Origin of the sequence: Aestuariibaculum marinum, from assembly GCF_014596975.1 — a bacterium.
Classification (GTDB): Bacteria; Bacteroidota; Bacteroidia; order Flavobacteriales; family Flavobacteriaceae; genus Aestuariibaculum; species Aestuariibaculum marinum.
Window position 1 is genome coordinate 494264 of record NZ_JACVXD010000001.1, and the last position, 24892, is coordinate 519155.

Annotated in this window: 25 protein-coding genes; 9 read left to right on the plus strand and 16 right to left on the minus strand. The window is 36.0% G+C overall.

Annotation, left to right across the window (positions count from 1 at the left end):
* Positions 1-58: 58 nt before the first annotated feature.
* On the minus strand, positions 59-661 hold the full coding sequence (locus ICJ85_RS02215) for a hypothetical protein (protein ID WP_188222133.1): 603 nt from the start codon (positions 659-661) through the stop codon (positions 59-61).
* A gap of 220 nt (positions 662-881) precedes the next feature.
* Here ICJ85_RS02215 and ICJ85_RS02220 point away from each other — a divergent pair, with 220 nt between their 5' ends.
* From ICJ85_RS02220 to ICJ85_RS02230, 3 genes are read left to right on the plus strand one after another with little or no spacing between them, the layout of a single operon-like run.
* A complete protein-coding gene (locus tag ICJ85_RS02220) occupies positions 882-1652 on the plus strand; it encodes an MlaE family ABC transporter permease (protein WP_188222134.1) in 771 nt (256 codons plus the stop codon).
* Between the two features lie 2 nt (positions 1653-1654).
* Positions 1655-2434: an ABC transporter ATP-binding protein gene (locus ICJ85_RS02225; protein WP_188222135.1), complete on the plus strand. Its 780-nt coding sequence runs from the start codon at positions 1655-1657 to the stop codon at positions 2432-2434.
* 12 nt (positions 2435-2446) lie between these two features.
* Positions 2447-3433, plus strand: coding sequence for an MlaD family protein (locus ICJ85_RS02230; RefSeq protein WP_188222136.1), 987 nt, complete (start codon positions 2447-2449; stop codon positions 3431-3433).
* A 46-nt stretch (positions 3434-3479) separates the two neighbouring features.
* Here the strand turns inward: ICJ85_RS02230 and ICJ85_RS02235 are convergent, their stop codons facing one another.
* The 9 genes from ICJ85_RS02235 to ICJ85_RS02270 form a co-directional block, all read right to left on the minus strand.
* A complete protein-coding gene (locus ICJ85_RS02235; protein ID WP_188222137.1) occupies positions 3480-4148 on the minus strand; it encodes a BON domain-containing protein in 669 nt (222 codons plus the stop codon).
* Between the two features lie 60 nt (positions 4149-4208).
* Positions 4209-4706 carry a nicotinate-nucleotide adenylyltransferase gene (locus ICJ85_RS02240; RefSeq protein WP_188222138.1) on the minus strand — a complete coding sequence of 166 codons (498 nt, stop codon included), beginning with the start codon at positions 4704-4706 and terminating at the stop codon, positions 4209-4211.
* A 126-nt stretch (positions 4707-4832) separates the two neighbouring features.
* A complete protein-coding gene (locus ICJ85_RS02245) occupies positions 4833-6053 on the minus strand; it encodes a metallophosphoesterase (RefSeq protein WP_188222139.1) in 1221 nt (406 codons plus the stop codon).
* 15 nt (positions 6054-6068) lie between these two features.
* Positions 6069-6656, minus strand: coding sequence for a CDP-alcohol phosphatidyltransferase family protein (locus ICJ85_RS02250; protein WP_188222140.1), 588 nt, complete (start codon positions 6654-6656; stop codon positions 6069-6071).
* Between the two features lie 112 nt (positions 6657-6768).
* Positions 6769-6954, minus strand: coding sequence for a hypothetical protein (locus ICJ85_RS16675; RefSeq protein WP_317173032.1), 186 nt, complete (start codon positions 6952-6954; stop codon positions 6769-6771).
* A gap of 38 nt (positions 6955-6992) precedes the next feature.
* Positions 6993-7418, minus strand: coding sequence for a mechanosensitive ion channel domain-containing protein (locus tag ICJ85_RS16680; protein ID WP_317173033.1), 426 nt, complete (start codon positions 7416-7418; stop codon positions 6993-6995).
* A gap of 9 nt (positions 7419-7427) precedes the next feature.
* The gene (locus ICJ85_RS02260) at positions 7428-7724 is read right to left on the minus strand and encodes a chaperone modulator CbpM (RefSeq protein WP_188222141.1); all 297 of its coding nucleotides are present in this window, start codon (positions 7722-7724) and stop codon (positions 7428-7430) included.
* Positions 7724-8611, minus strand: coding sequence for a DnaJ C-terminal domain-containing protein (locus ICJ85_RS02265; RefSeq protein WP_188222142.1), 888 nt, complete (start codon positions 8609-8611; stop codon positions 7724-7726). Before ICJ85_RS02265 ends, ICJ85_RS02260 begins: the two co-directional genes overlap by 1 nt.
* Positions 8612-8717: 106 nt before the next feature.
* Positions 8718-9125 carry a hypothetical protein gene (locus ICJ85_RS02270; RefSeq protein ID WP_188222143.1) on the minus strand — a complete coding sequence of 136 codons (408 nt, stop codon included), beginning with the start codon at positions 9123-9125 and terminating at the stop codon, positions 8718-8720.
* Positions 9126-9256: 131 nt separating this feature from the next.
* Between ICJ85_RS02270 and ICJ85_RS02275 the strand changes: the two genes are divergently transcribed.
* The 6 genes from ICJ85_RS02275 (at position 9257) to ICJ85_RS02300 (ending at position 15675) form a co-directional block, all read left to right on the plus strand.
* Positions 9257-11137, plus strand: a complete 1881-nt coding sequence (locus ICJ85_RS02275; RefSeq protein WP_188222144.1) for a PAS domain-containing sensor histidine kinase — start codon at positions 9257-9259, stop codon at positions 11135-11137.
* A complete protein-coding gene (locus ICJ85_RS02280; RefSeq protein ID WP_188222145.1) occupies positions 11134-12192 on the plus strand; it encodes a response regulator in 1059 nt (352 codons plus the stop codon). Before ICJ85_RS02275 ends, ICJ85_RS02280 begins: the two co-directional genes overlap by 4 nt.
* A gap of 87 nt (positions 12193-12279) precedes the next feature.
* Positions 12280-13128, plus strand: coding sequence for a universal stress protein (locus ICJ85_RS02285; protein WP_188222146.1), 849 nt, complete (start codon positions 12280-12282; stop codon positions 13126-13128).
* 4 nt (positions 13129-13132) lie between these two features.
* Positions 13133-13519: a hypothetical protein gene (locus tag ICJ85_RS02290; RefSeq protein WP_188222147.1), complete on the plus strand. Its 387-nt coding sequence runs from the start codon at positions 13133-13135 to the stop codon at positions 13517-13519.
* A 372-nt stretch (positions 13520-13891) separates the two neighbouring features.
* Positions 13892-14740 carry a universal stress protein gene (locus tag ICJ85_RS02295; protein ID WP_188222148.1) on the plus strand — a complete coding sequence of 283 codons (849 nt, stop codon included), beginning with the start codon at positions 13892-13894 and terminating at the stop codon, positions 14738-14740.
* A 92-nt stretch (positions 14741-14832) separates the two neighbouring features.
* Entirely contained in the window at positions 14833-15675 is an 843-nt protein-coding gene (locus ICJ85_RS02300; protein ID WP_188222149.1) for a universal stress protein, read from the plus strand.
* Between the two features lie 97 nt (positions 15676-15772).
* Here the strand turns inward: ICJ85_RS02300 and ICJ85_RS02305 are convergent, their stop codons facing one another.
* The 6 genes from ICJ85_RS02305 to ICJ85_RS02330 form a co-directional block, all read right to left on the minus strand.
* Entirely contained in the window at positions 15773-17827 is a 2055-nt protein-coding gene (locus ICJ85_RS02305) for a glycoside hydrolase family 53 protein (RefSeq protein WP_188222150.1), read from the minus strand.
* Positions 17828-17835: 8 nt separating this feature from the next.
* Positions 17836-20268 carry a DUF4982 domain-containing protein gene (locus tag ICJ85_RS02310; protein WP_188222151.1) on the minus strand — a complete coding sequence of 811 codons (2433 nt, stop codon included), beginning with the start codon at positions 20266-20268 and terminating at the stop codon, positions 17836-17838.
* 28 nt (positions 20269-20296) lie between these two features.
* Positions 20297-20599 (minus strand): hypothetical protein, encoded by a 303-nt coding sequence (locus ICJ85_RS02315; RefSeq protein WP_188222152.1) that lies wholly within the window; start codon positions 20597-20599, stop codon positions 20297-20299.
* A gap of 62 nt (positions 20600-20661) precedes the next feature.
* Positions 20662-23067, minus strand: coding sequence for a sugar-binding domain-containing protein (locus tag ICJ85_RS02320; RefSeq protein WP_188222153.1), 2406 nt, complete (start codon positions 23065-23067; stop codon positions 20662-20664).
* Positions 23068-23078: 11 nt separating this feature from the next.
* Positions 23079-23948: an alpha/beta hydrolase gene (locus ICJ85_RS02325; protein WP_188222154.1), complete on the minus strand. Its 870-nt coding sequence runs from the start codon at positions 23946-23948 to the stop codon at positions 23079-23081.
* 11 nt (positions 23949-23959) lie between these two features.
* Positions 23960-24880: an alpha/beta fold hydrolase gene (locus ICJ85_RS02330; protein WP_188222155.1), complete on the minus strand. Its 921-nt coding sequence runs from the start codon at positions 24878-24880 to the stop codon at positions 23960-23962.
* Positions 24881-24892: the final 12 nt, after the last annotated feature.

Sequence of the window (24892 nt, forward strand, 5' to 3'; positions counted from 1 at the left end):
TTCCTAAACAAAGAAAGCACAATGTACATTGTGCTTTCTTTGTTTGAAGAGTTTATAATTAGTTAGGCATTGAGAATGCTTTTTTAAAATGGTCATAGGCTGCAGATATTTCATTTTGAAAATGCTCCAATTTGGTTTCTTCTTTCTTTTTTATGTATTTACTTCTAAACTTATCAATAAAAGCATTGAAGTCCTTTTTACCTTGTTCGAAAGACGCTTTAGCCTCTGGTTTTTCCTTATTAAATTTTTGTTCTAAAATCTCGAGTTGTATTTTAAATTGTTCTATTTCAATAAGCGTTAAGGCATATAACCTATTTAATGTTTCGTTAGTTTTTATTTTTGTTTCTATATCATGAATAATAGTAAGCAACTGCTTTTTTTGTTTTTTAAACATATCTTTAGTTTCTGCTTTACCTAACGCTAATTGTACACGAAGCTGATCGAATTTAGTATGTAATTCTTCAATTTGTTCTTTTACATCTTTAATTCTATGTTCGTTATCATGAATGAATTGATTAAATTTCCGCTTAACCTCTTCATATTTATCTTGAGCCTCTGCTTTCCCTAAAGCAGCCTGTACCTGAAATTCCTCAAGTTCCGTAGCCGATTTTTTAAGAGCATCTATTACCCGATCGACAAAATGAATATCCTTGTTTTTCATGACTATTAAATTTTAGATTCTATTAAATATCATAACAAACTAAGTGTTTCACAATGAGGAATATCAGTTTTCCAAAACTTATAAAGTTTCTTATACAATTTAAACTTTCGTACTATTTATTTTACACTAAATTTTAGTAACTTAAACATATTAACTAAATGATTTTAATCATTTTATATGTGTTAATGCTATTATAACTTTAAATATAGAAACACATGTCATGCTAAAACCAACTAAAATAAAATCCTTTTTTATCGAAATTGGTGAGCTCACTTATTTTACAAAAAGGTTCTTTAAAGAGCTTTTTCACAAACCTTTTGAGTTTAATGAGTTACTAAAACAATGTTACAGTATTGGTAACCGATCTTTATTATTAGTTGGTGTCACTGGGTTTATTATTGGATTAGTTATAACATTACAAACTCGACCAACATTAGAAGAGTTTGGGGCTGAATCATGGATGCCATCAATGGTTAGTATCTCTATAATTCGAGAAATAGGTCCCGTTATTATTGCGTTAACCTTTGCCGGACGAATAGCCTCTGGCATTGGTGCCGAATTAGGCTCTATGCGTGTTACCGAGCAGATTGATGCCATGGAGGTTTCCGGTACAAATCCGTTTAAATTTCTTGTGGTTACCCGTATACTGGCATCTACCATCATGCTGCCCATTTTGGTTGTTTTAGGCGATGCTATAGCTCTTTACGGCTCCTATATTATTGAAAACTTAAAAGGTGATGTGTCCTTCCTTCTCTACTTTAACAAGGTGTTTAATGCGCTGGAATTTGGCGACCTCATCCCAGCCACTATTAAAACCTATTTTTTTGGTTTTGCTATTGGACTCGTTGGGTGTTTTAAAGGGTATTATTGTGAAAAAGGCACCGTTGGGGTTGGTTTAGCCGCTAATTCGGCTGTGGTATTTTCATCGATGTTATTATTTATAATCGACTTTATTGCTGTATTTGTAACCGATATATTTTTTGAAATTTAATTATGAAGGAAGCAGTTAACATATCAAATTCATCGATTAGTTCGGATACGCATCAACCTATTTTAGAAATCAGGGATTTAAAAAAATCATTTGGTAATAAAGCGGTTTTAAACGGATTCAATCTAAAACTTTATGAAGGTGAAAATTTGGTTATTATGGGAAGATCTGGTGCTGGAAAATCAGTGATGGTCAAATGTTTGGTCGGTTTAATGCTTCCCGACTCTGGTAGCATCAATGTTATGGGGCAGGATATAAATGCTCTAAACCGAATGGATTTAGATAAACTACGCACCGAAATTGGTTTCTTATTTCAAGGGAGTGCCTTGTATGATTCCATGACGGTTCGAGAAAATTTAGAATTCCCCTTACGACGCCACAAACATAAATTTGGTAACATTACCGATACTGAGCCTTTGGTTTTGGAAGCTTTAGAAAGAGTTGGACTTGTTAATACCATCGATCTCATGCCTAATGAACTTTCAGGTGGTATGCAAAGACGCGTAGCTTTAGCCAGAGCCTTAATACTGAAACCCAAAATAATCTTATACGACGAGCCTACCAGTGGTCTGGACCCTATAACATCCAAAGAAATCATAGAACTCATGCGGCGCGTTCAAAAGCAATATAAAACCTCATCACTCATCATCACACATGATGTGGATTGTGCCCGTGTGGTATCAGAGCGCATGATTTTATTAGTTGATGGCGTAAATTACGCAGAAGGTACCTTTCAAGCTTTAAGAGCTTCCGAAGATGATAAAGTAAAAGCATTCTTTAAATAAATATTTAAGATCATGAGAAAAACAAATAATCAAAAACTGAGGTTAGGCATCTTTGTCGTCACTGGTTTAATATTGTTTATTATCGCGGTGTATTTAATTGGTAACCGACAAAACATGTTTGTTAAAACGTTTACTATTAGTGCCAATTTCACTAATGTTAACGGTTTAATGCAGGGTAATAATGTTCGTTATTCTGGAATAAATATTGGAACAGTAAAAAGTATTTCCATGATTAACGATTCTACCATAAATGTTAATATGGTTATTGAAGAAAAAATGGTACAGCACATTAAAAAAGATGCCATTGCCACCATAAGTACCGATGGATTGGTGGGAAATATGATTGTAAATATTATTCCAGGCAAAGGTGATGCCGAAATGATTTCATCAGGAGATATCATTAAAACCTATACTAAAATTGGAACAAGCGAAATGCTCAACACACTAAACGTTACCAATGAAAATGCCGCTTTATTAACCGCCAAATTGCTGAATGTTGCTGATGCCATGTCTGATGACAAAGGTACTTTAGGAATGCTTATTAATGATACCATCGTTGCCTCTAACTTGAAACAAACCGTTAACCAATTACGAATTATGAGTATTGAGGCGAATAAAGCCATGAGAGAATTAAATACTATTATAAACACCGTTAATTTTGACGAAAGTGTTGCTGGAAAATTACTTAATGATTCTATTGAAGCCCAAAAAGTTAGTGCCGTACTAACCAATTTAGAAACCTCTACAAAAGACATTAAAACTGTTATCAATAATTTAAACAAAACCATTACTGATTATAAAAACGGCAATGGTGCGGTAAACTACCTTTTTAATGATGAAGAGTTTGTGAAAAACTTAGAGCAATCTATAATAAACATTAACGAAGGCTCCGATAATTTCAATCAAAACATGGAAGCTTTAAAGCATAACTTTTTAACCCGTGGTTATTTTAGAAAACTGGAACGACAACAAAGAAAGGCTGAAAAACAAAACAACTAAAAGTATAAAATTGATCATTATACTTTTAGTTGTCTTTAAAAAATACTTAGGCGTATTCTGGATAGAATTTAACTTTTAGGTTATTAATAACTTTGGTTACACCAGGTGCAAAAAATGTTGCTCTACGAGCTTCTTCTTTTTCTGTAATAGAATGCACGGTTCCACTTAAAGTTACCACACCTCCATTAATGTCGACTTGAATATTTTTAGCTTCAAGATCGGCCGATCTTTCGAAAGCTTTGGTAATTCTATCTTTAACTTCCACAGGTTCTACGCGTTGTTTAATGATAATATTATTTACGACACCTTTTACCCCATGTAAATTTTCGACAGCGACCTTAGCTGCGGTTTTCTGGAAAGACCACTCTACTTCTCCTGTTAAATAAACCCAGGCATTTTCTACTTTTATATTAATTTTATCTTCTGGAAGAGAGGAATTCCATTTGATAACATCTACCACTGCTTTAGCAACATCTGCATCAGACTTACCTTGTCCCAGTTTAAAATTAACTTCAATATCTTCTGCTACTGCTTTTACCCCAAATACACTTTTTGCTGCCCGTTCTGCTGCCATCTTCTTAGCATAAGAATCTACAACGCCATTTAAGGTAACAATACCATCTTTTACAATAACTCCTATTTGAGTTTCGTCTATACTAGATTGCCAGGCTAATTCGTCAAGCACATCTTGTTTTATTTGAGAATCTGTTTTCATAATTGTTTAGTTTAAGGTTTTAATTAATTAGAAGTTTTCAGCTATTAGCGCCATTAAATTTTACATGAAATCTCCATGATCATCAACTTTTACTCTAATACGTTTGTCTCCATTTTGTAATGTAATTTTGTACATTTTTTTAATATTATCAGGCTCGTAATAATTTACTAAATACACATTTTTTGAAATATTCCATTGTGGAAATCTTCTGGCAACAGATTGTTTTACATGCATTGGTAAATCGATATCTTTAAATCGCTCAGCTGTTCTTAAAAGGTTGCTTTCATCATCGTAAGTCGCTAATATTTTGCCTTTTGGAATAATAAAAAACACATCGTAGTACTCATTGTCTTCAGAATAAACGTCTAATTCCTTAACATTAAAATCACTAACTTTTAATTCTAACTGTTCAACATCTATCGCTAAATCTTTTGAGCCTGAAGCATCCAAATATTTATAATTGTGCACTAAAACCACTGTTGGTAGTTGGATGGGATCTTGCGCGTGCATTGGGATGGTTAATCCCATAATAAACAAACCAATAATAAACTTTTTCATGATTATAATCTTTACGGGTTAATACAATTAAATCTATTTAGATAATAGAATATGTAAAATGATAGGCATCAGTTTTTTATATTTTAAACCCAAAGACTAAACTTGAAAACAGAAACCATAAATATCCTATTTATTAGAATGAAGTTCTAAATAAGTAATCTCCGGACGCATCCCTAATCTGCCAGGGAAACCAATCCACCCCAAACCTCTGTTTACATACAGATACTGCTTATTATGTTCGTATAAACCTGCCCAGTGCTTGTATTTGTATTTAATAGGACTCCAGGTCATATTTTTGTAGTTCAGGCCTAATTGCATACCATGGGTATGACCAGACAGTGTTAAGGCAATATCTGTATTATGTATCACTTCTTCATTCCAATGTGTGGGATCATGAGACAACAGTATTTTAAATGGAATATGTGCTACCAAACTTAATGCTTTTTGTAAATCACCATATTGTTTGAATGGAGGTCTACCCCAGTTTTCTACCCCAACAATCGCTATGGCTTCTTCGTCTCTTTTTACAATTTCAGATGAATTAAGTAATAATTTAAAACCGACGCCCTGATAAAACCGTTTAATTTCATTTAGATTTTCAATTTTATCAGCCTTAGTTTCCCATTTTGAATAGTCGCCATAGTCGTGATTACCCAGAACAGCATATTTCCCTTTTTTAGCTAATAACTGATTAAATACTTTATCCCAACCAACAAGTTCCCAGGCATAATTATTTACTAAATCACCGGTAAAAAAAATAAAGTCTGCATGCAAAGCGTTAATCAGGTTGACAGCTTTTTTTAAAACTTTATATCGTTTGTTAAATCCTCCCAAATGCAAATCTGAAATGTGCACTATTTTTAAACCAGCGAAGGACTCTGGTAAATGATTAAAATACAATTTATGCTTATAAATTTTAAAATGATAAACAGCTCTGAAAATGGCATAAGAAATGGCAAAAAAAGGGAAAACGCCGGATAATACCCCAACCAAAGGAATAACTACTAATGATTGATTTTCAGAGAACACATAATTCCCGTAGAACAAAACAGATATAATAATAACAAAAAGAATTTTCGGTATAAATGATGAAACCGTAAGTCCGTATAAAGAAGATACTAAAAGGTGTTTTCTTCGTGGATTGATATCATCTAAAGTAATTTTTAATATAATAATTACGGTTATTAGCCCTACAGAGAAGATCCAAAATAAAATATGAATACTATTTTTAAGAAATGAAGCATTTATCAAGTGAGTAATACGTTGTAACCAGTAAAACGACAGCACATCGACTAATAAAATAGCGGCGCACAACAATAAAATGGTAAATAACGAGTAGCTGCGCATGAGTTTTAAATTTAATTATTTCCCTTTCAATCGTCGTTTATCTCTTAACGCCCAGTAAATACCTTTAACATCAGAAGCCCAGTTATCGTACATAAATATCAAAGTAATCTCTTCTATAGTTTCCAGAACTCCTATAATAATCATGATATAAAACAAATGTTTCTCAGGAAAGAAAAACAAAGAAAATAATATAAATATACTTTGAAGTATGGCGGATAGTTTTGCTAAATAGGTATGGAAAGCCGTGGCTTTACCATACTTGTAATAGGCGATTACCATTTGAGCGATATAAGGAATAAAAGCCAGAACAATTAATTCGAAATGTATTTTTATGAAAGCCATTTCAAAATAAAACAATCCAACAAGCCCCACTATAAGTGTAATTTGGTCGCCAAATGAATCGAGTTGCGACCCTCTTGGACTCGTTATTTTTAGTTTTCTCGCCAAAAAACCGTCTAAAGCATCCGTTAAGTAACTAACTAATAAAAATGAAGCAAATGCTAACCTATAATCTAAACCAATTAATAAGAGTAATACTGGTGCAGCTGCTATTCTGTAGAAGGATAACCAATCGGCAATATTAAAGTTTTTAAAGGTTAGCATGGGTATGTTTATTTTTAAGTTCTACACTTAATTCTGGTATTTTTATGAGTTCTAAAGTGGTTGACGCCAAATTAATTTCGCCTTGAGTTTTCTCAATAGCTTTATGAATTTCCTAATTTAACATATGTTTTACTGAACGTCGCTTTTTATAATCTACAATATATCTTAAGTTAAATTGAATCCAGTTATCGTTTAATGTAATAGCTAGTGTCGGGTCCAGTTGAGCATCTTCAATATAATATTTACTAACAACGGCTTTCCATTGCGATTTAGAATTGGCCGTATATTCTGAAAGCATTTTCGAGGCTATCTCTACAACAATAGATTTGGCTAATTCTATATCATTTCCATCATGGTGGTATAAATACTGTCTACATCAATAACATCGCCTTTTATACCATTTATTTCAATTCGATCTCCAGGCTTATAGACCTTAACAACAAAAATATAAAGCGATCCTGCTATGCTTAAAATAAGCTCTTGCAGCGTGATAGCTATCCCTGCTGAAAACAATCCGATGGCTAGAGTAAAGTCCCTAATATTTCCTGTGAAATAGGAAACGGTTAAAAAAATTAAAATAACATACCCAATAATCTCAATCCCCTTTTGAGACTTATATCTTGCCGTGGCATCTGTAACTTGCTTTCTGAGTAATCTTCTAACAAACTGTATTATCATAAATACAAAAACAACAAGCAAAACATATTTCGCAACACTGAAAAGCGTTGGATTGTCTGCCGCCCATTGTTTTAATTGTTCCATTTCTGTTTATTAAAAATCCTCATACAAACGCAATCTATTATGTAAACTTATTATTTCCTTTCTCAGACTGCTCACTTGATCTAACAAGTTTGAAATAGCGTCTATACCTTCCATATTAATTTCAAGATCGTAATGTAATCTTGCCATTTTTTCAACTTTTTTTAATTGCGTTTTATGAATAAAAACTTCATTAGCATCTGCCCTAAGTTCTATTAATTCAAATTCCTGTAACCTGTTTATAAAATCCTCTGGAATTTTATAGTACTTGCAAATAAGTTGTACTGATATTAAATCTGTTGTTTCCATTAGGCTCTTAAGGTTTGTAATTGTTGAATTAATACTTTTTCTTTTTCTGAGAGTTTAGTCGGTAATTTTATGTTATAAGTAATAATTAAATCACCAAACTGGCCTTCTTTTTTATATTTAGGAAAGCCTTTTCCTTTCAGTTTAACTTTTGTCCCATTTTGTGTTTCCGGTTTAACACTAAGTTTAACTTTTCCATTAAAGGTGTCAACTGTAATGTCTCCACCTAGCAGGGCTTTATATATGTCTAAATCAACTGTAACGTAAAGATCACTTTTATCCCGTTTAAACTTAGAATGGTTTTCTATGGAAAATTGAATATATAAATCGCCATTAGGACCACCGTTAATACCTTTACCGCCATGGCCTTTAATTTTAATAACCTGACCATTTTCAACACCTGCAGGGATAGTAATTCTAATGTTTTTATCGTTTACAGTTAAGGTTCGTTTATGGGTGGCAAAAACATCTTTTAAATCCAGTTGAAGGGTAGCGTTAAAATCTTGCCCTCTAAACCTAACTTGTCGTCCGCCAGCGCCTCTACTCGATCCACCAAACATATGTTCAAAAAATTCTGAAAAACCTTCCTCCGAATACCGACCTCCATCACTTTGATGCTGACGATGATACTGTTCCTGTTGTCTTGCTTTTTCGTATTCTTCCGCATGTTGCCAGTGCTCTCCATATTGATCGTATTTTTTACGATTTTCGGGATCACTTAATACCTCATTGGCTTCGTTAATGTCCTTGAATTTTTTCTCCGCCTCTGCATTATCAGGATTTAAATCTGGATGATATTTTCTTGCCAGCTTCCTGTAGGCTTTTTTTATATCATTTTCAGAAGCTGTTTTAGGAATTCCTAGTACCTTATAATAATCAATAAATGCCATTATTTTCTAATTAAAGTGTATCTAAATTAAAGTGTTTACCGTGATAATAAAATGATATATATCATGGTGTAACCTGTCGGCCCACCACAACTAGACAGATCAAAGTCTATTTTTTCAACTCAATATCCAACTTAGCCAGTATTATTAATTCAGACTTGTTAATTCCAGAAAATGCATCTGCTATGGCATGTGCTGTTTTTAGAATTAGAGATCGTCCTTCAGATGTAAATAAATGTAGTTGCTCGTTTTTATATGCTACAAAATCATCGAAACAAGCATCAACACCTAGTGTGTTTTGAGTATTTAGCCAATCGAATACAATCTCAATTTCAAAAGCAGCATCTGTACCAAAATCATCTACAATTGGGTCCATATCTAACCACTGGCTTTTAACCAGTTGTTTCAGCTTGTCAAACTCTGCTTTTCGAACCTGATTATCTGATGCGGCAATAGCATAAAATAATTTGCCTAGATTTTGATAAAAGGTATGTGTAAGTTTCTTTTTAGTTTCCATGACGACTCGTTTTTATAATACTAAAAATACAGGTATATGATATTTTTTGTAATGATATTCATCAGTTATATTAAGACTAAGCGGTGATTTTTTCGTATTTTTAAATGACCATTCCTAACTTCTGATCATTTATGTTTCATCAAGACCAAGAAATATTTAACATCCTTTTAGAAACGGTATCCGAGGGTGTTGTGATTGTCGATAGTGAGCAAATTTTAAGAGAAGTTAACGCCGCCTCTGAAACCATTTTTGGGTATACAAAAGATGAACTGATTGGGAAACCTCTCAATATACTTATTCCTTCAAATTATCATCATAACCACCATAACTATTTTAGAAAATTTATAGCAGATGGTAAACGTCGAAAAATGACAGAGGCTGCTGATATTTATGGGATAAAAAAAGACGGTACCATCTTTCCCATCGATATTGAATTAAACCCATTTACAAGTTATAACAAAAGCTTTGTCATTGCTTTAATTAATGATATTTCTAAAAAAAAGGAAGTTGAAAAAAACCTGATGCTTCGCACACAAGCGTTGGAGTCTGCAAAAAGTGGAATTTTCATTACTGACGCTTTAAAACCTGATAACCCGATAATTTATTTTAATTCCAGTTTTCAGCAATTAACAGGCTATCTTGATGAAGAAATTCTAAATCATAATTTTAAATTTCTTTTAGGAGCAGACACTAAACAGGAACCCATAAACCAATTAAACGAAGCCTTGCAAAAAGGAGAAAGTTGTCAAACCACCATACGCAACTATAGAAAAGATGGTTCTATGTTCTGGAATGACCTTTATATCTTCCCTATAACCAATTCAAGAGGTGTTGTCTCTAATTTTATTGGGATACAAAACGATGTTACAACAAAAAAAATAGCAGAAGAAGAACGCCTGCATCTCGCCACTATTTTCGATGAATCATTAAACGAAATTTATGTTTTCGATGCTCAAACTTTAAAATTTGTAAATGCAAATTATGGCGCTCAAAAGAATATTGGTTACACCATTGAGGAACTAAAAATAATGACCCCTTTAGATATTACCTCGGGTGATACTAAAGCCAACTTTAGAACAACCATACAATCCTTAATACAAAATGATTTAGAAAAAATAGAATTTGAAAGTGTACATAAACGAAAAGATGGTAGCGAATACCCAATTGAGGTGCATCTGCAGTCTTCACGGTTAAACGAAAACGAGGTATTTGTAGCTATTATTCTGGACATTACCGAACGTAAAAATTATACCACCAATCTAGAAAACCAGGTAGAAGAGCGTACCAAACAGTTAGAAAAAGCACTGAATAAAGAAAAAGAACTCAACGAACTAAAAACAAGCTTTTTATCATTAGTATCACATGAGTTTAAAACTCCATTAAGTGCCATTTTAACCTCCTGTGAATTATTAAACAAATATCAACTAGAAGAACACCAAGACAAACGCACCAAACATATAAAAACGGTTGTCGATAAAGTTCACTTTTTAAATAACATTCTTAATGACTTTCTATCGGTTGAAAAACTTGAAACGGGTAAAGTAAACTATCGCTTCAGTCAGTTTAAACTCAGCAAGATTATTAACGAAGCGGTATACGATGCCAATATGCATTTAAAAGAAGGACAGCAAATAAGCTATCCAGAAAATATAGATGATTTATCATTATACCAAGATGAAAAAATTATTCAGCTCATACTATCCAACTTACTTTACAATGCCATAAAGTATTCTCCAGAAGGCACCAATATTCAACTCATTGTAAAACAAAATAACGAGACCACTGTGCTTAAGATAATGGATCAGGGTATTGGAATCCCAGAAAAAGACCAAAAACACATTTTTGAACGTTATTTTAGAGCTGAAAATGTCCTTAACACCCAAGGCACCGGTATTGGTTTAAACATCGTTAAAAATCACCTAGAAAACTTAGGAGGTTCCATTTGTTTTGAAACTAAAGAACATATCGGCTCAACATTTATCATTACTTTTCCAAATACAGCTACACTATGAAAACCATATTATTAATAGAAGACGATACTGTTTTAAGAGAAAATACAGCCGAACTTTTAGAATTATCTAATTATAAGGTTTTAACGGCTTCTAATGGTAAATTAGGTATTGAACTGGCTAGAAAACATATTCCGAACATTATTATTTGCGATATAATGATGCCGGTTATGGACGGTTACGAAACTTTACAAATGTTATCTAAAAAAGAGGGCACAAAACACATTCCATTTATATTTTTATCTGCAAAAACGGAGCGTCAGGATATTAGAAAAGGTATGAATCTGGGTGCTGACGATTATATTACAAAACCATTTACGGAAGACGATATTGTAAGTGCCATTGAGAGTCGATTAGCGAAAGTGTCCATTTTAGAAGATTTAAAACAACAGAATCAAAAAATTGAAATACACCCTCCCGAAGAAAACGAAATAAAATCATTGAATGATTTAAAGAATTTCTTCGACGATTATGGTAAAGAATTCAAATACAGCGAAGAAGACATCATTTATTATGAAGGCGACCACTCCAATTATATTTACCTTATCAGCTATGGTACTGTAAAATGTTTCAGAATCGATGAAAAAGGCAAAGAGCTAGTAACTGCGCTGTACAAAGAAGACGATTTGTTTGGGTACACCTCCCTTAAAACCAATGCGCCACACAAGGAAACAGCCTCGGCAATTTCAGATACAAAATTACTCGGCATTTCACTTTTAGATTTCAAAGAACTTCTTGACAAGAATCAAAAAATAGCCTTGGCTCTTATAGAGCTATTAACCGACGATCTCTCTTCAGCAAAAGGTTTACTGCTTCAAATGGCCTATGGTACAGTTAATAAAAAAACCGCCTCAACCATTTTAAAGTTTGCTGAAAAAATAAATCGCCGACCTGAAGACCCTATAAAAATATCTAGAAACGACTTAGCCAGTGTAGCGGGTATTGCCACCGAAACTTTAATTCGAGCTTTAACAGAATTTAAAAAATCAGGAATAATAACAGCTGAAGGCAGAAACATTACAATACTAGATATCAACAAACTAAAAAGCATTACCTAAAAATTTCATACACTTCGTTAAAATGATGAATATCATTTTACCAATAACATCTTCATTGTAATTTAGACATACTAAGACGTTTGTACAATGAAGAATATACTGCTACCAACGGATTTTTCTGAAAACTCATGGAATGCTATAAAATATGCGGTTAAGTTTTTTGAAGATGATAAGTGTCATTTTTATCTACTGCACGTTAATCGCGTTAGCGACAATTACATGAATGGGTCTCCTTATATCGTTTCCGATGAAGTTTTGGAAGATGTTTACATTAAGCCAAGCAAACACCAATTGCGTAGCTTTTTAAAACGTATCGCAACCGAACTCACTCCTAATATCAATCATAAATTCCATACCCTTTTTGAATATAATTTTTTTATAGACTCTATTAGAAAACATGTTGAAGAAAAACACATAGACCTTATAGTTATGGGTACCAAAGGCTCTGATGGTTTAAGAAAAATTATAATGGGAAGTAATACCGGAGATGTTATAAAAAAAGTAAAATGTAATACACTAACAGTTCCTGAAAAAGCGACCTTAACCAATATTAAAGAAATTGCCTTTCCTTCTGATTTTTCTCTGACCTATAATTTTCAAATCCTTCAACCTCTACTAGATATTTTAGAACACAACAAAGCATCATTGCGTGTATTACACATAAGCAAAAACAAAACCAGTTTAAATTCTGAACAGCTGAAGAACCGCGAATTATTACAAGATTATTTTAGCAATATTGAATCTAGTTTTCATTATCTAACCAACAGAAAATTAGAAGATGCCGTACAATGCTTTATAGATAGCAGAGATATTAATATGATTTGTATGGTTGCCAAAAATCTAAACTATTTTCAGCAAATCTTATTTCATTCTCAAATTGAAGAATTAAGCTATCATTTAAAAATACCCTTTTTAGTATTACACGAAACACCGTAACCTTATGGAAACTTCAATTTTATTAGCAAAATTCTGGGGATGGTATCTTATCATCTTTTTCCTTATATTAAGTTTCAATCCCAAACGGATTAAACAAATTTTCTCTGATCTTAAAGATGAAAAATTTCTTACTATTTCGTCGTTTATGGCAATTCTCGTCGGGCTGACAAACACCCTATTTCATAATATTTGGGAACCGGAATGGACATTAATCATTACGCTTATCGGGTGGTTTTCTATTTTTATCGGGTTGTCTCTTTTCATATTTCCAAAACAAACCGTTTCAGCCTTAGAGCTTATAAATATTAAGCTTGTTCAACTAATTTACACGCTGCTCTTCTTAATCGGGTTGTTTCTTTTAAATATGGCTTACAATATTGTCCCGGTATAATAAACCAAACTGATATATATCATTTTAAAACAAGAAAAGTTAAAATATATTCGATACCAATTAACGATCATTTACTTAATGACAAACTAAACTAACAAACCGTTTAATGCTATTCAAGTTATAAAATCTAAAAACATATTGTTGAAAGCCGAATCAAGGCTTAGCATTAAACTATTAAAAGAAACAGGGCGTTTTAACATCCTGTTTCTTTTAACTTCAAATAGGCTATTAATCAGTTCGCTTACTTGTAAATTTGCGATGAAAAAAGGGAATGTTTTTTTTAAACGCATTCCCTTTTTTTATAGAATCATCTGATAAATATCATTGTATCAAAACCTTACTTAAAGTATCTTTAATTTAAATACTAAAGTGATGAGAAAGATATTAGTTCCAACCGATTTTTCAGAAAATGCATTTAATGCTATAAAATTTGCAATCGACTTGTTTAAATATGAGATTAGTGAATTTTATATTATGCATGCTTACCTCGATGAAATTTACAATCATGAAGATCTTGTTGAAGAAAGCGATTTAGAAAAAGTTTCTGAAACGGTAAGCAACACCTCTAAAACATCCTTAAAAAACACTTTAGAGGCTATAAAAGCAATTTCTCCGAACCCAAAACATACTTATAATATCATTTCAGCTAAAAATTTACTTATTGACGAAATGGACACCATAGCTGATAATAAAAACATTGATATCATTATTATGGGAACTAAAGGCAAAACCAATGATAAAAAAATAACTTTCGGAAGTCACACCTTGCAGGTTATAAAATATGTGCAATGCCCGGTTATGGCGATTCCCGAAAACTATAAATACACACAACCTAAACACATATTATTCCCTACCAACTACTTAATACCATATAAAAGAAGAGAATTAAAATTATTCTGTGAAATGGCCTCAACCTATCGCGCTATAGTAGATGTATTATATATTTCTACAAGTGATAAGCTATCCTTAAGACAAAAAGACAATCAGAAATTTATAAAAGAAGAATTACATAAAAACACATTGAACTTTAAACTGGTAAATAGTAAACACATCATTAATTCTATATATCAATACATAAAAGAAAATAACATAGATATGTTAGTAATGGTAAACACAAGACACTCGTTTTTGGAAGATATGATATATCAGTCAACCATAGATGAATTCGGTTTAAACCTGGACATTCCATTTTTAGCATTGCAAAATATTAAACGCTATTAAATGCAAATGAAATCATCTATTATAAAAACATTCTGAATATCTATACGAAGAAGACCTGACAAGCAATAACTAAACAAAATAATACCAAAGTCATGAAAACAATACTTCTTCCCACCGATTTTTCCGAGAATTCCTGGAATGCTATAAAGTACGCCTTGAAACTTTTTGAAGACGAAACCTGCACCTTCTATTTACTAAATATATACACTCCTGCCATTTATCATGTGGAGTATGTTTTGGTACAACCAGCCCAATTTGGTATGTATGATGCTGTTAGAGACAATTCAGTTAAAGGTCTTGAGCATTTTAAAGAACGTATAAAAAAAGAGTTTAAAAACCCAAAACACACTATCGAAATTATTGCTGCTTTTAATACCCTAATTTCTGAAATTAATGACATTATAAGTGAAAAGCATATAGATTATGTTATTATGGGGACAAAAGGAGCTACAGGGGCTGAAGGTATTTTATTTGGTTCTAACACTGTGCATGTCTTAAAACATGTAAAATGTCCGGTTCTTGCTGTACCAAGTGGATTTGAATTTGAAGAGCTTCATGAAGTACTATTCCCTACAGATTATGGTGTAAAATTTAAAGATCGACATTTTATACCCATTTTCGACCTAATTTCACTTGAACATACCCGAGTTAACGTTCTTCATGTTTTAGACGGATATGGCCTTGCAGACTATCAAAAAGCAAACAAAGAAACCTTAAAAACCTATTTTAAAAATGCCACCTACTTAATTCATGAAGTAGATAAGCAAACTGTTGAAGAAGGTATCTCTAATTTTCAGTTAACAACAAGAATAAATTTATTGGTAATGATAAACAACAAACACTCGTTTTTCACTAATCTATTTTTTAAATCAACGATTAATCAGATTGGTTTCCACTTAAACGTTCCTTTTTTGGTCATACCTGCTAAATCGTGATTTAATTTATTTAAATCACGGAGTCGTCCTAAAATAGATTAACTGTATTTTAGGACGACTCACGTCAATAGTAGTGCTATTTTAAATTTAACTGAATTTATTCAGTGTAGGCTGAATGCAACTCCGGATAGATGTCAATGTTTTCGTTGGTGTTCCCTTCTTGATCGAACAGCCCGCCCCATCGAGGGGATGTAGGCTCCCAAATAAAGGTGCCCAATCCCATTCCGTTTGGAATATTGTGGACGATATCATTGACTTCTTTTCTGTTGTGGTGATATTCTACTACGAAAATGGGCTTATCATATCGCGTCACCAGGTCATTGAGATTGGCTTCCAAATCCTCCAGTGTACCGTGGTATTCTGGATAGTAGGATTGTCCAATCACATCAAACTTCACATTACGACTTATGATCTTATCGAAAAAAGCCACAGATTCGGGATTCTGCCCACCACAGGCAATATGAACCATAATGGTAATGCTCGGGTCAGCCGCACGAACAGCCGCACTGGCACAGCGCAACAGCACACTGAAGCTTTCCATCTCCTCATCTGAATCCACTTTTTCTTTCCCCTCTGGCAGTTTGCCCTGTGGCCAAACCATCCCATTGTTGATTTCATTTCCAACCTGAACCATGTCTGGGCGTACCCCCTCGTCGATGAAGCGTTTGATCGTTTCGTTGGTATAGCTGTAAATTCTACCTTCTAATGCCGAACCATGCAGTTCCTTCCAGGCTGAAGGAGTGAATTGCTTTCCTGGGTCAGCCCAGGTATCACTGTAGTGAAAATCGAGCAAAAAGTTCATTCCAGCTGCTTTCACACGCTTGGCCATTTCCAGGGTTTTCTCTAACCCGCAAAAGCCTTTACCTCCTCGGGAATAACCGTTTTCTGCATCGGGATCCACAAACAAACGGAGTCTGATCCAGTTGAATTTGTGATCCTTCAATATCTCCAGAACGTCTTTTTCTTGTCCCTGATCCGAATATTTGGCACCACGATCTTCTGATTGTGGCACAAAAGAAACATCGGCTCCAATCACCGGTCTTTCAATATTCACTGTTCGCTCAAAAGGAGGCTCCACTTTAGGCTGTTGATCAGGGTTTAGGTTCTGCTCATATACATCATCGTATAATGCAAAAATTGATTCTGAGGGTTTGCCTTCTTTGTCGAACATCGCACGAGTAGGCTCCCAGGCCATCGTCCCATAACCCAAGCCATTAGGGACAGATCGAACGATATCATTGATGATTTTAATGTTCTCTTCGCTCGCTCCATACTCGTTGACGCACACCGGTTTATTGTAACGTTTCGAAAGGTCGTACAAATTGGCCTTCAGATCATTGTAGGTTTCGTGCCAGCGCTCATAGTAGGACAGACCTATCATATCGAACTCTGCCCCATATTGATTCATTTTGTCCAAAAACTCTCGACATAACGTGTTTTGACCTCCTAATGCCAGGTGAACCATGAGCTTGCTATCAGGTAAGACTTCCCGAACTGCCTTTTGTCCCGCTTTGTACAAGCCCATCAAAGCAGCCCAATTTTCCTCTGTTGCATTGTCTAGTACTCTGCCATCGGGCCATACCATGCCATGGCTGATCTCATTGCCCACCTGAACGATTTCAGGGGCCACGCCTTCTTTCTTTAGAGTGGTCAGCACTTCCTTAGTGTATTCGTACAGCTTATCTTCTAGGGCCTTACCTGTCAACCCTTCCCAGGCAGAAGGCTTGAATTGCTTATCGGGATCGGCCCAGGTATCACTGTAATGAAAATCCAGGGTAAACGTCATGCCAGCCGCCTTGATACGCTTGGCCATGGCCAGGGTATTGTTCAAATCACAAAAGCCATCCTTAGAATACCCATTTTCGGCAGAGGGATCTACAAATATCCTTAATCGGATATTGTCAAAATGATGCTTTTTTAGGAGATCAAAAATATCAGTCTCCTTACCTTCTGTATCGTAAAAACTACGTCCCCAAGACTCCATTTGTGGAACGAAAGATATATCAGCCCCTATACTCTGTGAGGGGGCGTCAGATGTATCTATTGTACAACCAAATAAAGTGAGAGCTAAAAGCAATACGACTGAGGTATTGAATTTTTTCCATCTAATATAAGAGGTCATCATATTGAATAGTATTTTTAGTTCTTTCATGCTACTAATTATTTGACTTGTATCTCCAACTGGCCTGATTCGAGACCATTTCCTGATACCGATAGTTTAACCGGCCCTGTATCAGTGGAGGATTGCACCAGGACCACCAACTTGCCATTAAAAGCTTTCATCGTTGGCTTATGAAACAATTCCAAAGAGGTAGGGTCTCCATTACAAACTGCTCTGAAACTCCCATTTCCTTTCACTTTGAATTTCAATTGGCTATCGGCTGTCGGGCAAGGGTTGCCATCTTTGTCCACGACAGTAGCCGTCACAAAACTGATATCCTCTCCATCTGCATTCAGTACGGTTCTATCAGCACTCAATTCAATGTGGTGCGGTGCTCCGGCAGTTTTTATTTCCTTTTCGCTCACGGCATTGCCATCATCGTCATACGCCACTACTCGTACCGTACCCGGTTCGTATTTCACGTCCATCCAGCGTAGACGATAGCGATCTAGCTTGGTGCTATCGTTCTTGGTGCGGACTCCCTGACTTTTTCCATTGATGAAAAGCTCCGCACTGTTGTAGTTGGTGTAGACGAAAACCGGAGTGGTTTCACCTTCACGGCCTTTCCAATTCCAGTGTGGGAGTATATGCAAGGTTTCGTCCTCTGTATTCCATCTGCTACGATAGAGATAGTAGCGATCTTTGGGCAACCCTGCCAGGTCATTGATACCAAAATAAGAGCTTCGAGATGGCCAAAATCCATCGTAAGGTGTAGGCTCTCCGAGATAGTCGAATCCCGTCCAGACAAACTCACCCAGCACCCAGGGCTTATCATCCTGCATCACAAAATCATCTTCGGGTAGATTGGACCAGCTACAGTACTCTAAATCATAAGACGAGCTATGCCCATCATCGTATTTTTTATTGATGCCCTTTTCAACAGGGAATTTGTATACTCCTCTAGAGCTGACAGTAGAGGCCGTTTCCGATCCCAGAATAAATCCCTGAGGAAATTTCTCATAGGCTTCTTCATACAAATGAACCCTGTAGTTCAATCCCGGTACGTCCAGCAATACACCAAAGCCTGACTCCATCACCGCCTTGACCTGATCCATACCTACCGTGACTGGCCGGGTTGGATCTTCGCGATGAAAAACATCCTGAATCCAATTAGCTCGCTTCACTCCGACTGATCCGTGCTGGTCTGGCACTTCATTACCAGCACTCCACATGATGATACTTGGGTGATTGCGAGTGGCGCGTACCAGGTTCACAATGTCTTTTTCAGCCCACTCATCAAAGTAGAGATTGTACCCATTTTTGACTTTAGGCTTTTTCCATTCGTCAAAGCTTTCGGCCAAAAGCAAAAAGCCCATCTCATCACAAAGCTCTACCTGCTCCAGGGATGGCATATTGTGAGCCGAACGGATGGCATTGCACCCCATATCTTTCAATATCGTCAACTGTCGCTTAAGTGCTGCTCGGTTGACAGCTGTTCCTAATGGCCCCAGGTCATGATGCAAACAGACGCCTTTGAATTGAGTAGGCTGTCCATTCAATACAAACCCTTCCTCTCGAGTATACGCGATATTTCTAATCCCGAATCGAACATTTTCAACCTGCTTTAAGGTTTCTCCCTGAAACAACTTGATCTCTGCGGTGTACAAATAGGGATTTTCGATCCCCCAGCGATTAGGATTGACCACTGCCAGATCCTGAACAAATTCATCTCCAAACTGGGTGGAAGAAGCATGAGTTGCTACCACCTTACCATCAGCATCTTTGATATGGGTTTCGACGCGAAGATTTTCTCCTTTTGCTCTGGACTTGATATTAACCCTAGCCAGCGTATCCGTAACATAAGGAGTCGTCACGAAATGTCCCCAGTGCTCAAAACTCACCTGGCCTTTTATGATCACCTGAACCTTGCGATAAAGACCTGCCCCAGGATACCATCGGGATGAAAAAGGCTGATTTTCCAACCTAACCGCTATCACATTTTCTCCTTTCTGAAGCTTGTCCGAAATATCAAAATAAAAATAACTGTAGCCATAGGGGCGTTTCCCCACCAACTGGCCATTAACATAGATGATTGCGTTACTCATGGCCCCATCAAAAGTCAGCAAAACCTGCTTATTATCGAGGTTGGGCAGATCGAGGGTATTTCTGTACCAACCGACACCTACGAAAGGTAATGCACCTGTACGACCGGTTTTCTCTGACGCCACTTTTTCATTGTTCTGGACGATTTTGACTACTTGCTTATCGACTTCTTTGTCAAAAGGCCCGTATATCGCCCAGTCGTGAGGAACGACCACTGACTCCCATTTGGAATCGTTAAAATCCACCTGATAGGCTGATATCTCCTCTCCTTTGTGGAATTTCCATCCCTCTTTCAATTGGATGACCTCTGTGTTCTGAGCCATAATCGGCTTAAAAAAGAGCACTGATGTGAATAAAGCTGTTGCTAGGATTATTTTTATTTTCTTCATATTTTTTAACATTCAATTTCTCTAGTTATCATTCGATAATCGGGAGCACCAAATATCCGCCTCGATAGCCCTGTATTATATCATCGGTGACCCATTCTAGTTTACTAGGAACAGGTTTTAATCTATCCCATGTCTTAAGATCTTTACTTTTAGTCATGCCTCCACCAGTAGTAAATAGGTAATAGATGCTGTCTTGCTTTATCATCACTGGGTCATGAGCCACAAAACCCTTTGAATCATCAGGCTTCCAAGAACTTTGAGCCCCAATTGTACTCACCACACATAGTCCTAAAATTATATACATCAATTTTTTAATTGGACAATTTTTCATTAGTGCCTCGTTTTTTTATTTCACATTAAATTTAATAATCTATCGTTTTTATTAAACCACTACTAATCGATCTCTAATACTACCGTTTCCATAAGTGGTGCCGATAATTGAACGGTTGTAAGGGTGTCTTCAGCATCTTTTTTTACGTAGATTAACATGCGTCCATCAATACAACGATGCTTATTATCAAGATAATTTTCAGCAACGTTACCAGAAGCATTTTCCATCCCTAATAACGATCCTCCAGATACTTTGCAGCTTATTTCTGTATCTGCCATAACAGAATAATTTCCATTGGTATCTAGCACTTTAATATTAATTTGACGCAATAACTCACCATCTTTAGACTCGAGCACATCTGCTTCAAGACTTGCCGACATGGTATTCGTAATTACTGTATTGGTAACAACTTCTTTTTCCTTTTTATAGGCTATTACTTTTAATTGTCCTGGCTGATAATTTACATCCCAGTCAATAATTCCAGTCTTAGAATCATAAGGCTTACGCTCCCCAATTATTTTTCCATTAAGTAAAAGCTCCGCTTCTTCGCAATTGGTATAACAAACTACCTTCACAGTTGTGTTATTTTCATAATTCCAAACAGGTGGTGCATCTGTTGACAATCTATTTCCCCAGCGTGATCTATTATCTTCAACATTTTCATACGTCCCTAAATAGGCCATAGGTTCATCACTCCATAATGATTGGCGAAAATAACCGCGGGGTTTTATATTCCCCGCAAGGTCCAATAATCCCGAATTAAATCCTCGCGAAGGCCAGGCATGTGCTTCTCCCAAATAATCCACGCCTGTCCAGAGAAATTGTGCAAAAATAAATTCACTATTCTTCACTGCATACCAGGCATCAATATCATGTCTATTTTCACTTCCATAGAGTATCCGTTCTGGATACTTTTTATGATCAGTATCATATTTGTTTTCGGTATAATTATACCCCACTATATCCAATACAAAAGGATACTCTGTATAGTTAGACATTACAGCTCCTGCTAAAGCTGCAGTAATTGGTCTAGATGTATCTGCTTCTTTAACAGCTGCAACCAATTCTTTAGCGACATCGCCCAACCGCTCTGCTCGTGGGTGATTTTCAAGGTACTTCCTTATATGCTGTTGTCCAATACCTTCATCTGCAAGAATAGGATGGGTATAGGGGTCATTAGGATAATCCACTTCATTTCCAATACTCCACATGATAATAGATGGGTGCTTCCTGTCCCGCCTCACAATATCCTTAATATCTCTTGCGCTCCACTCCCTAAAATATTGTGAAGTTCCCTGATGCCCGGGAGTTCCCTTGTTCCAACCTTCAATCCATTTGTTTTTAGGGTATTCCCATTCGTCGAAAGCTTCATCCATTACCACAAAGCCCATTTCATCACATAATTCATATAAATAAGACGCCTGTGGGTTATGGCTCATTCTAATGCCATTTACCCCTATACCCTTTAGGTTTTCCAATCGTGTACGCGATACTGATTTAGTTGCCGCAGCACCTAAAACCCCTGCATCGTGATGCAAACACACCCCTTTAATTTTAGTGTTAACTCCATTAAGTGCAAATCCTGAATTTGGATTAAAAGAAATGGTTCTGATACCTGCTTTAAAATTACTCTCATCAATTAAATTATTATCCTTAAAGACTTTGGTTTTTAGCGTGTACAAATAAGGGGATTTAATACTCCATAGCTTGGGTGATTTCAATATGATATCTTGACTAAAATCGGTTATACTATTAGCATTAGCAACGTCTGATTTTAAAGTTGTGGCTACCACCTCCCCTTTATCATCTAGTAATTGATTAACCACCTTTACAGTTGCCAATTCTTCTGTGTTTTTAATTTTTGTAGTTACTGTAACAGTAGCAACGTTATCTTGTATTTTCGATTGATAGGACACTCCCCAAAGGTTTATGTGTATGGGGTTGGCATAGACCAAGTATACGTTCCGGTAAATTCCAGACCCTGTATACCAACGTGAATCGGCATCATCACTATGGTCTACACGAACAGCAATTGAATTATTTTCACCCCATTTGATATAGGGGGTTAAATCGTACATAAAAGAAATATAACCATTGGGACGTTTGCCAACCCATTTCCCATTTATAAAAACTTCACTATTGTTATATACCCCTTCGAAATAGATATATACTTTATTTCCCTTTTCAACAGCCGGAATAGTAAGATCTTTTCTGTACCATGCTATGCCTCCTGGCAGATAGCCTGTGCAACTTGCAAGCTCTGGACTAGCATTTTGTTTTACGGTCCAGTCGTGTGGAACATCAACAACGCTCCATTTGCTACAATCCATCAACTCTCGACCTCCATATTGTACATCTCCCAAATTAAAGTACCAGTCATTGTTAATTTCTTCCCTTCGTCCGAAATCCTGCGCAAATGCTGTTAGACTGACTACAAAAAGTAAGAATGGTAAGGTTGACTTTTTCATGATATATTAGTTTAGTTTCTAAAATACTTTACATCTATAGACCAATTTGGAAAATCGGATAGGTCTGGTTCTAAAAACACGACGGACTTGTCTTTTTGTCCTTTCAATTGCCAGTCGAGCCAATTGAGGGCCATTCGGGCAAAGGCTCCACCATACTGTTCATTGAATGTACCTCCATGATTCCCATCCAGCATATTGGCAAAGGCCACAGGCACATGATTGATTCGCTCAAAGTCAAGTTTAGCATTGTTAGTGGCAATATCCTCTTCACCTCCTACAATGTAAATGACACTTCCATGCACATGAGTCAGTGATTTGGTACTCGCTCCTGCCATAGACATATCTCCCATACCAGAATTGAACATCATGTAGGTTTGAATGCGAGGATCTTTGGCTACCGCCATTACCTGAGCTCCACCACAGGACTGTCCTCCTGCAGCTATTTTGCTCAAGTCGAGCCTCTGGTAATAATCACTTCCAAGCTTTTCATTTTGTGCAACCAACCAATCCATCGCCTCTACAAGCATTTGGGCTTCTGTGCTTTCCCAGTTCTCATCATTGGCCATTTTCAAGGCACCAATGGCTACCACCATATATCCATGTGAAGCTATTTCGGACAATACCTTTTCATGCGTGATGGATGTATTCGCACAGGCACCATTAGCAAACACCATCAAAGGCAATGCCCCCTCTTTCTTGACGGCCATTTTCAGTTTTTTGGGTCTATACACTACAAAATCTCGTAAAGTCTCTTCTCTAACTGCTATGGCTTTATATGGACCACTCCCCCCTTGGTCTATTACTTTTGTTTTAATTACTTGACCAAAACTTGAAATTGTTATTACAAATAGCAAACCTATCAATATTATACTTTTTTTCATGTAGCAGGTTTTTAATTGGTATAAGATGACAAAAATTCATTTATAATCTCTACGGTTCGATCCAACGCATCATGATGCAAATTGTGGCCTGCGCCATCAATATGAAACAGTGTAACACGATTCAATCCCTGAACAGCTTTCTTATTCGCTTTACGTCCTTCAAGAGCTGTGTCTGCTTTTAGTACAAGTGCGGGAACTTGTATTTTTGAAAGCGCATCACCAATTTGCATCGTTCCATTCATAACGTTCCATGCATCTGGAGAATATGCGCCGTGATATTGTTTTTTAGATAAGGCCCAATACTTCACATCCATGATATCCCATTTCGGGTTCTCTCTTTTCCCCTTTTCTACCAAATCAATAAAGGCATAATTGTTTTGCTTCACAAGTATTTCTGGTTCGCCAAACATGCTAAAAGATAAGTTTTTAACCGGTTTATCCTTTGACTGCTTAGAGGGGTTCGGGTGGGATTCGCTTTTTCTCCTTTTACCCGGAATAGCCAGAAATGGGTCTAACATAATTATTTGTTTAGCAACATTAGGATACTCGGCCCCTAAACGCATCACGGTTGCCGCTCCCATAGAATGCCCCAAAAGAATAGGATTATCTATATCCATGGCCTTTACAAAACCAACCACATCTTTTATTAGTGTATTGGCATCATCGTTACAGGTAAATGGATCAGATAATCCATGACCACGCGTATCTAACATATATATATTGTAATCCTCTTGCAGCTTTAAAGCAAGTGTCGCCCAACAAAGTCCATTGTCAGTAACACCATGAACCATAACCATTACTGGTTTATCGTTAGCCGGCACAGCCTGGTAATAATGTAAACGAACGCCATTGGCATATACATATCCATCTGACCAACCCTTTGGAATTTCGAGAAGTTCTGCTGCAAATCCTTTTGAAGGATATACTAGCATTATAGCTATAAC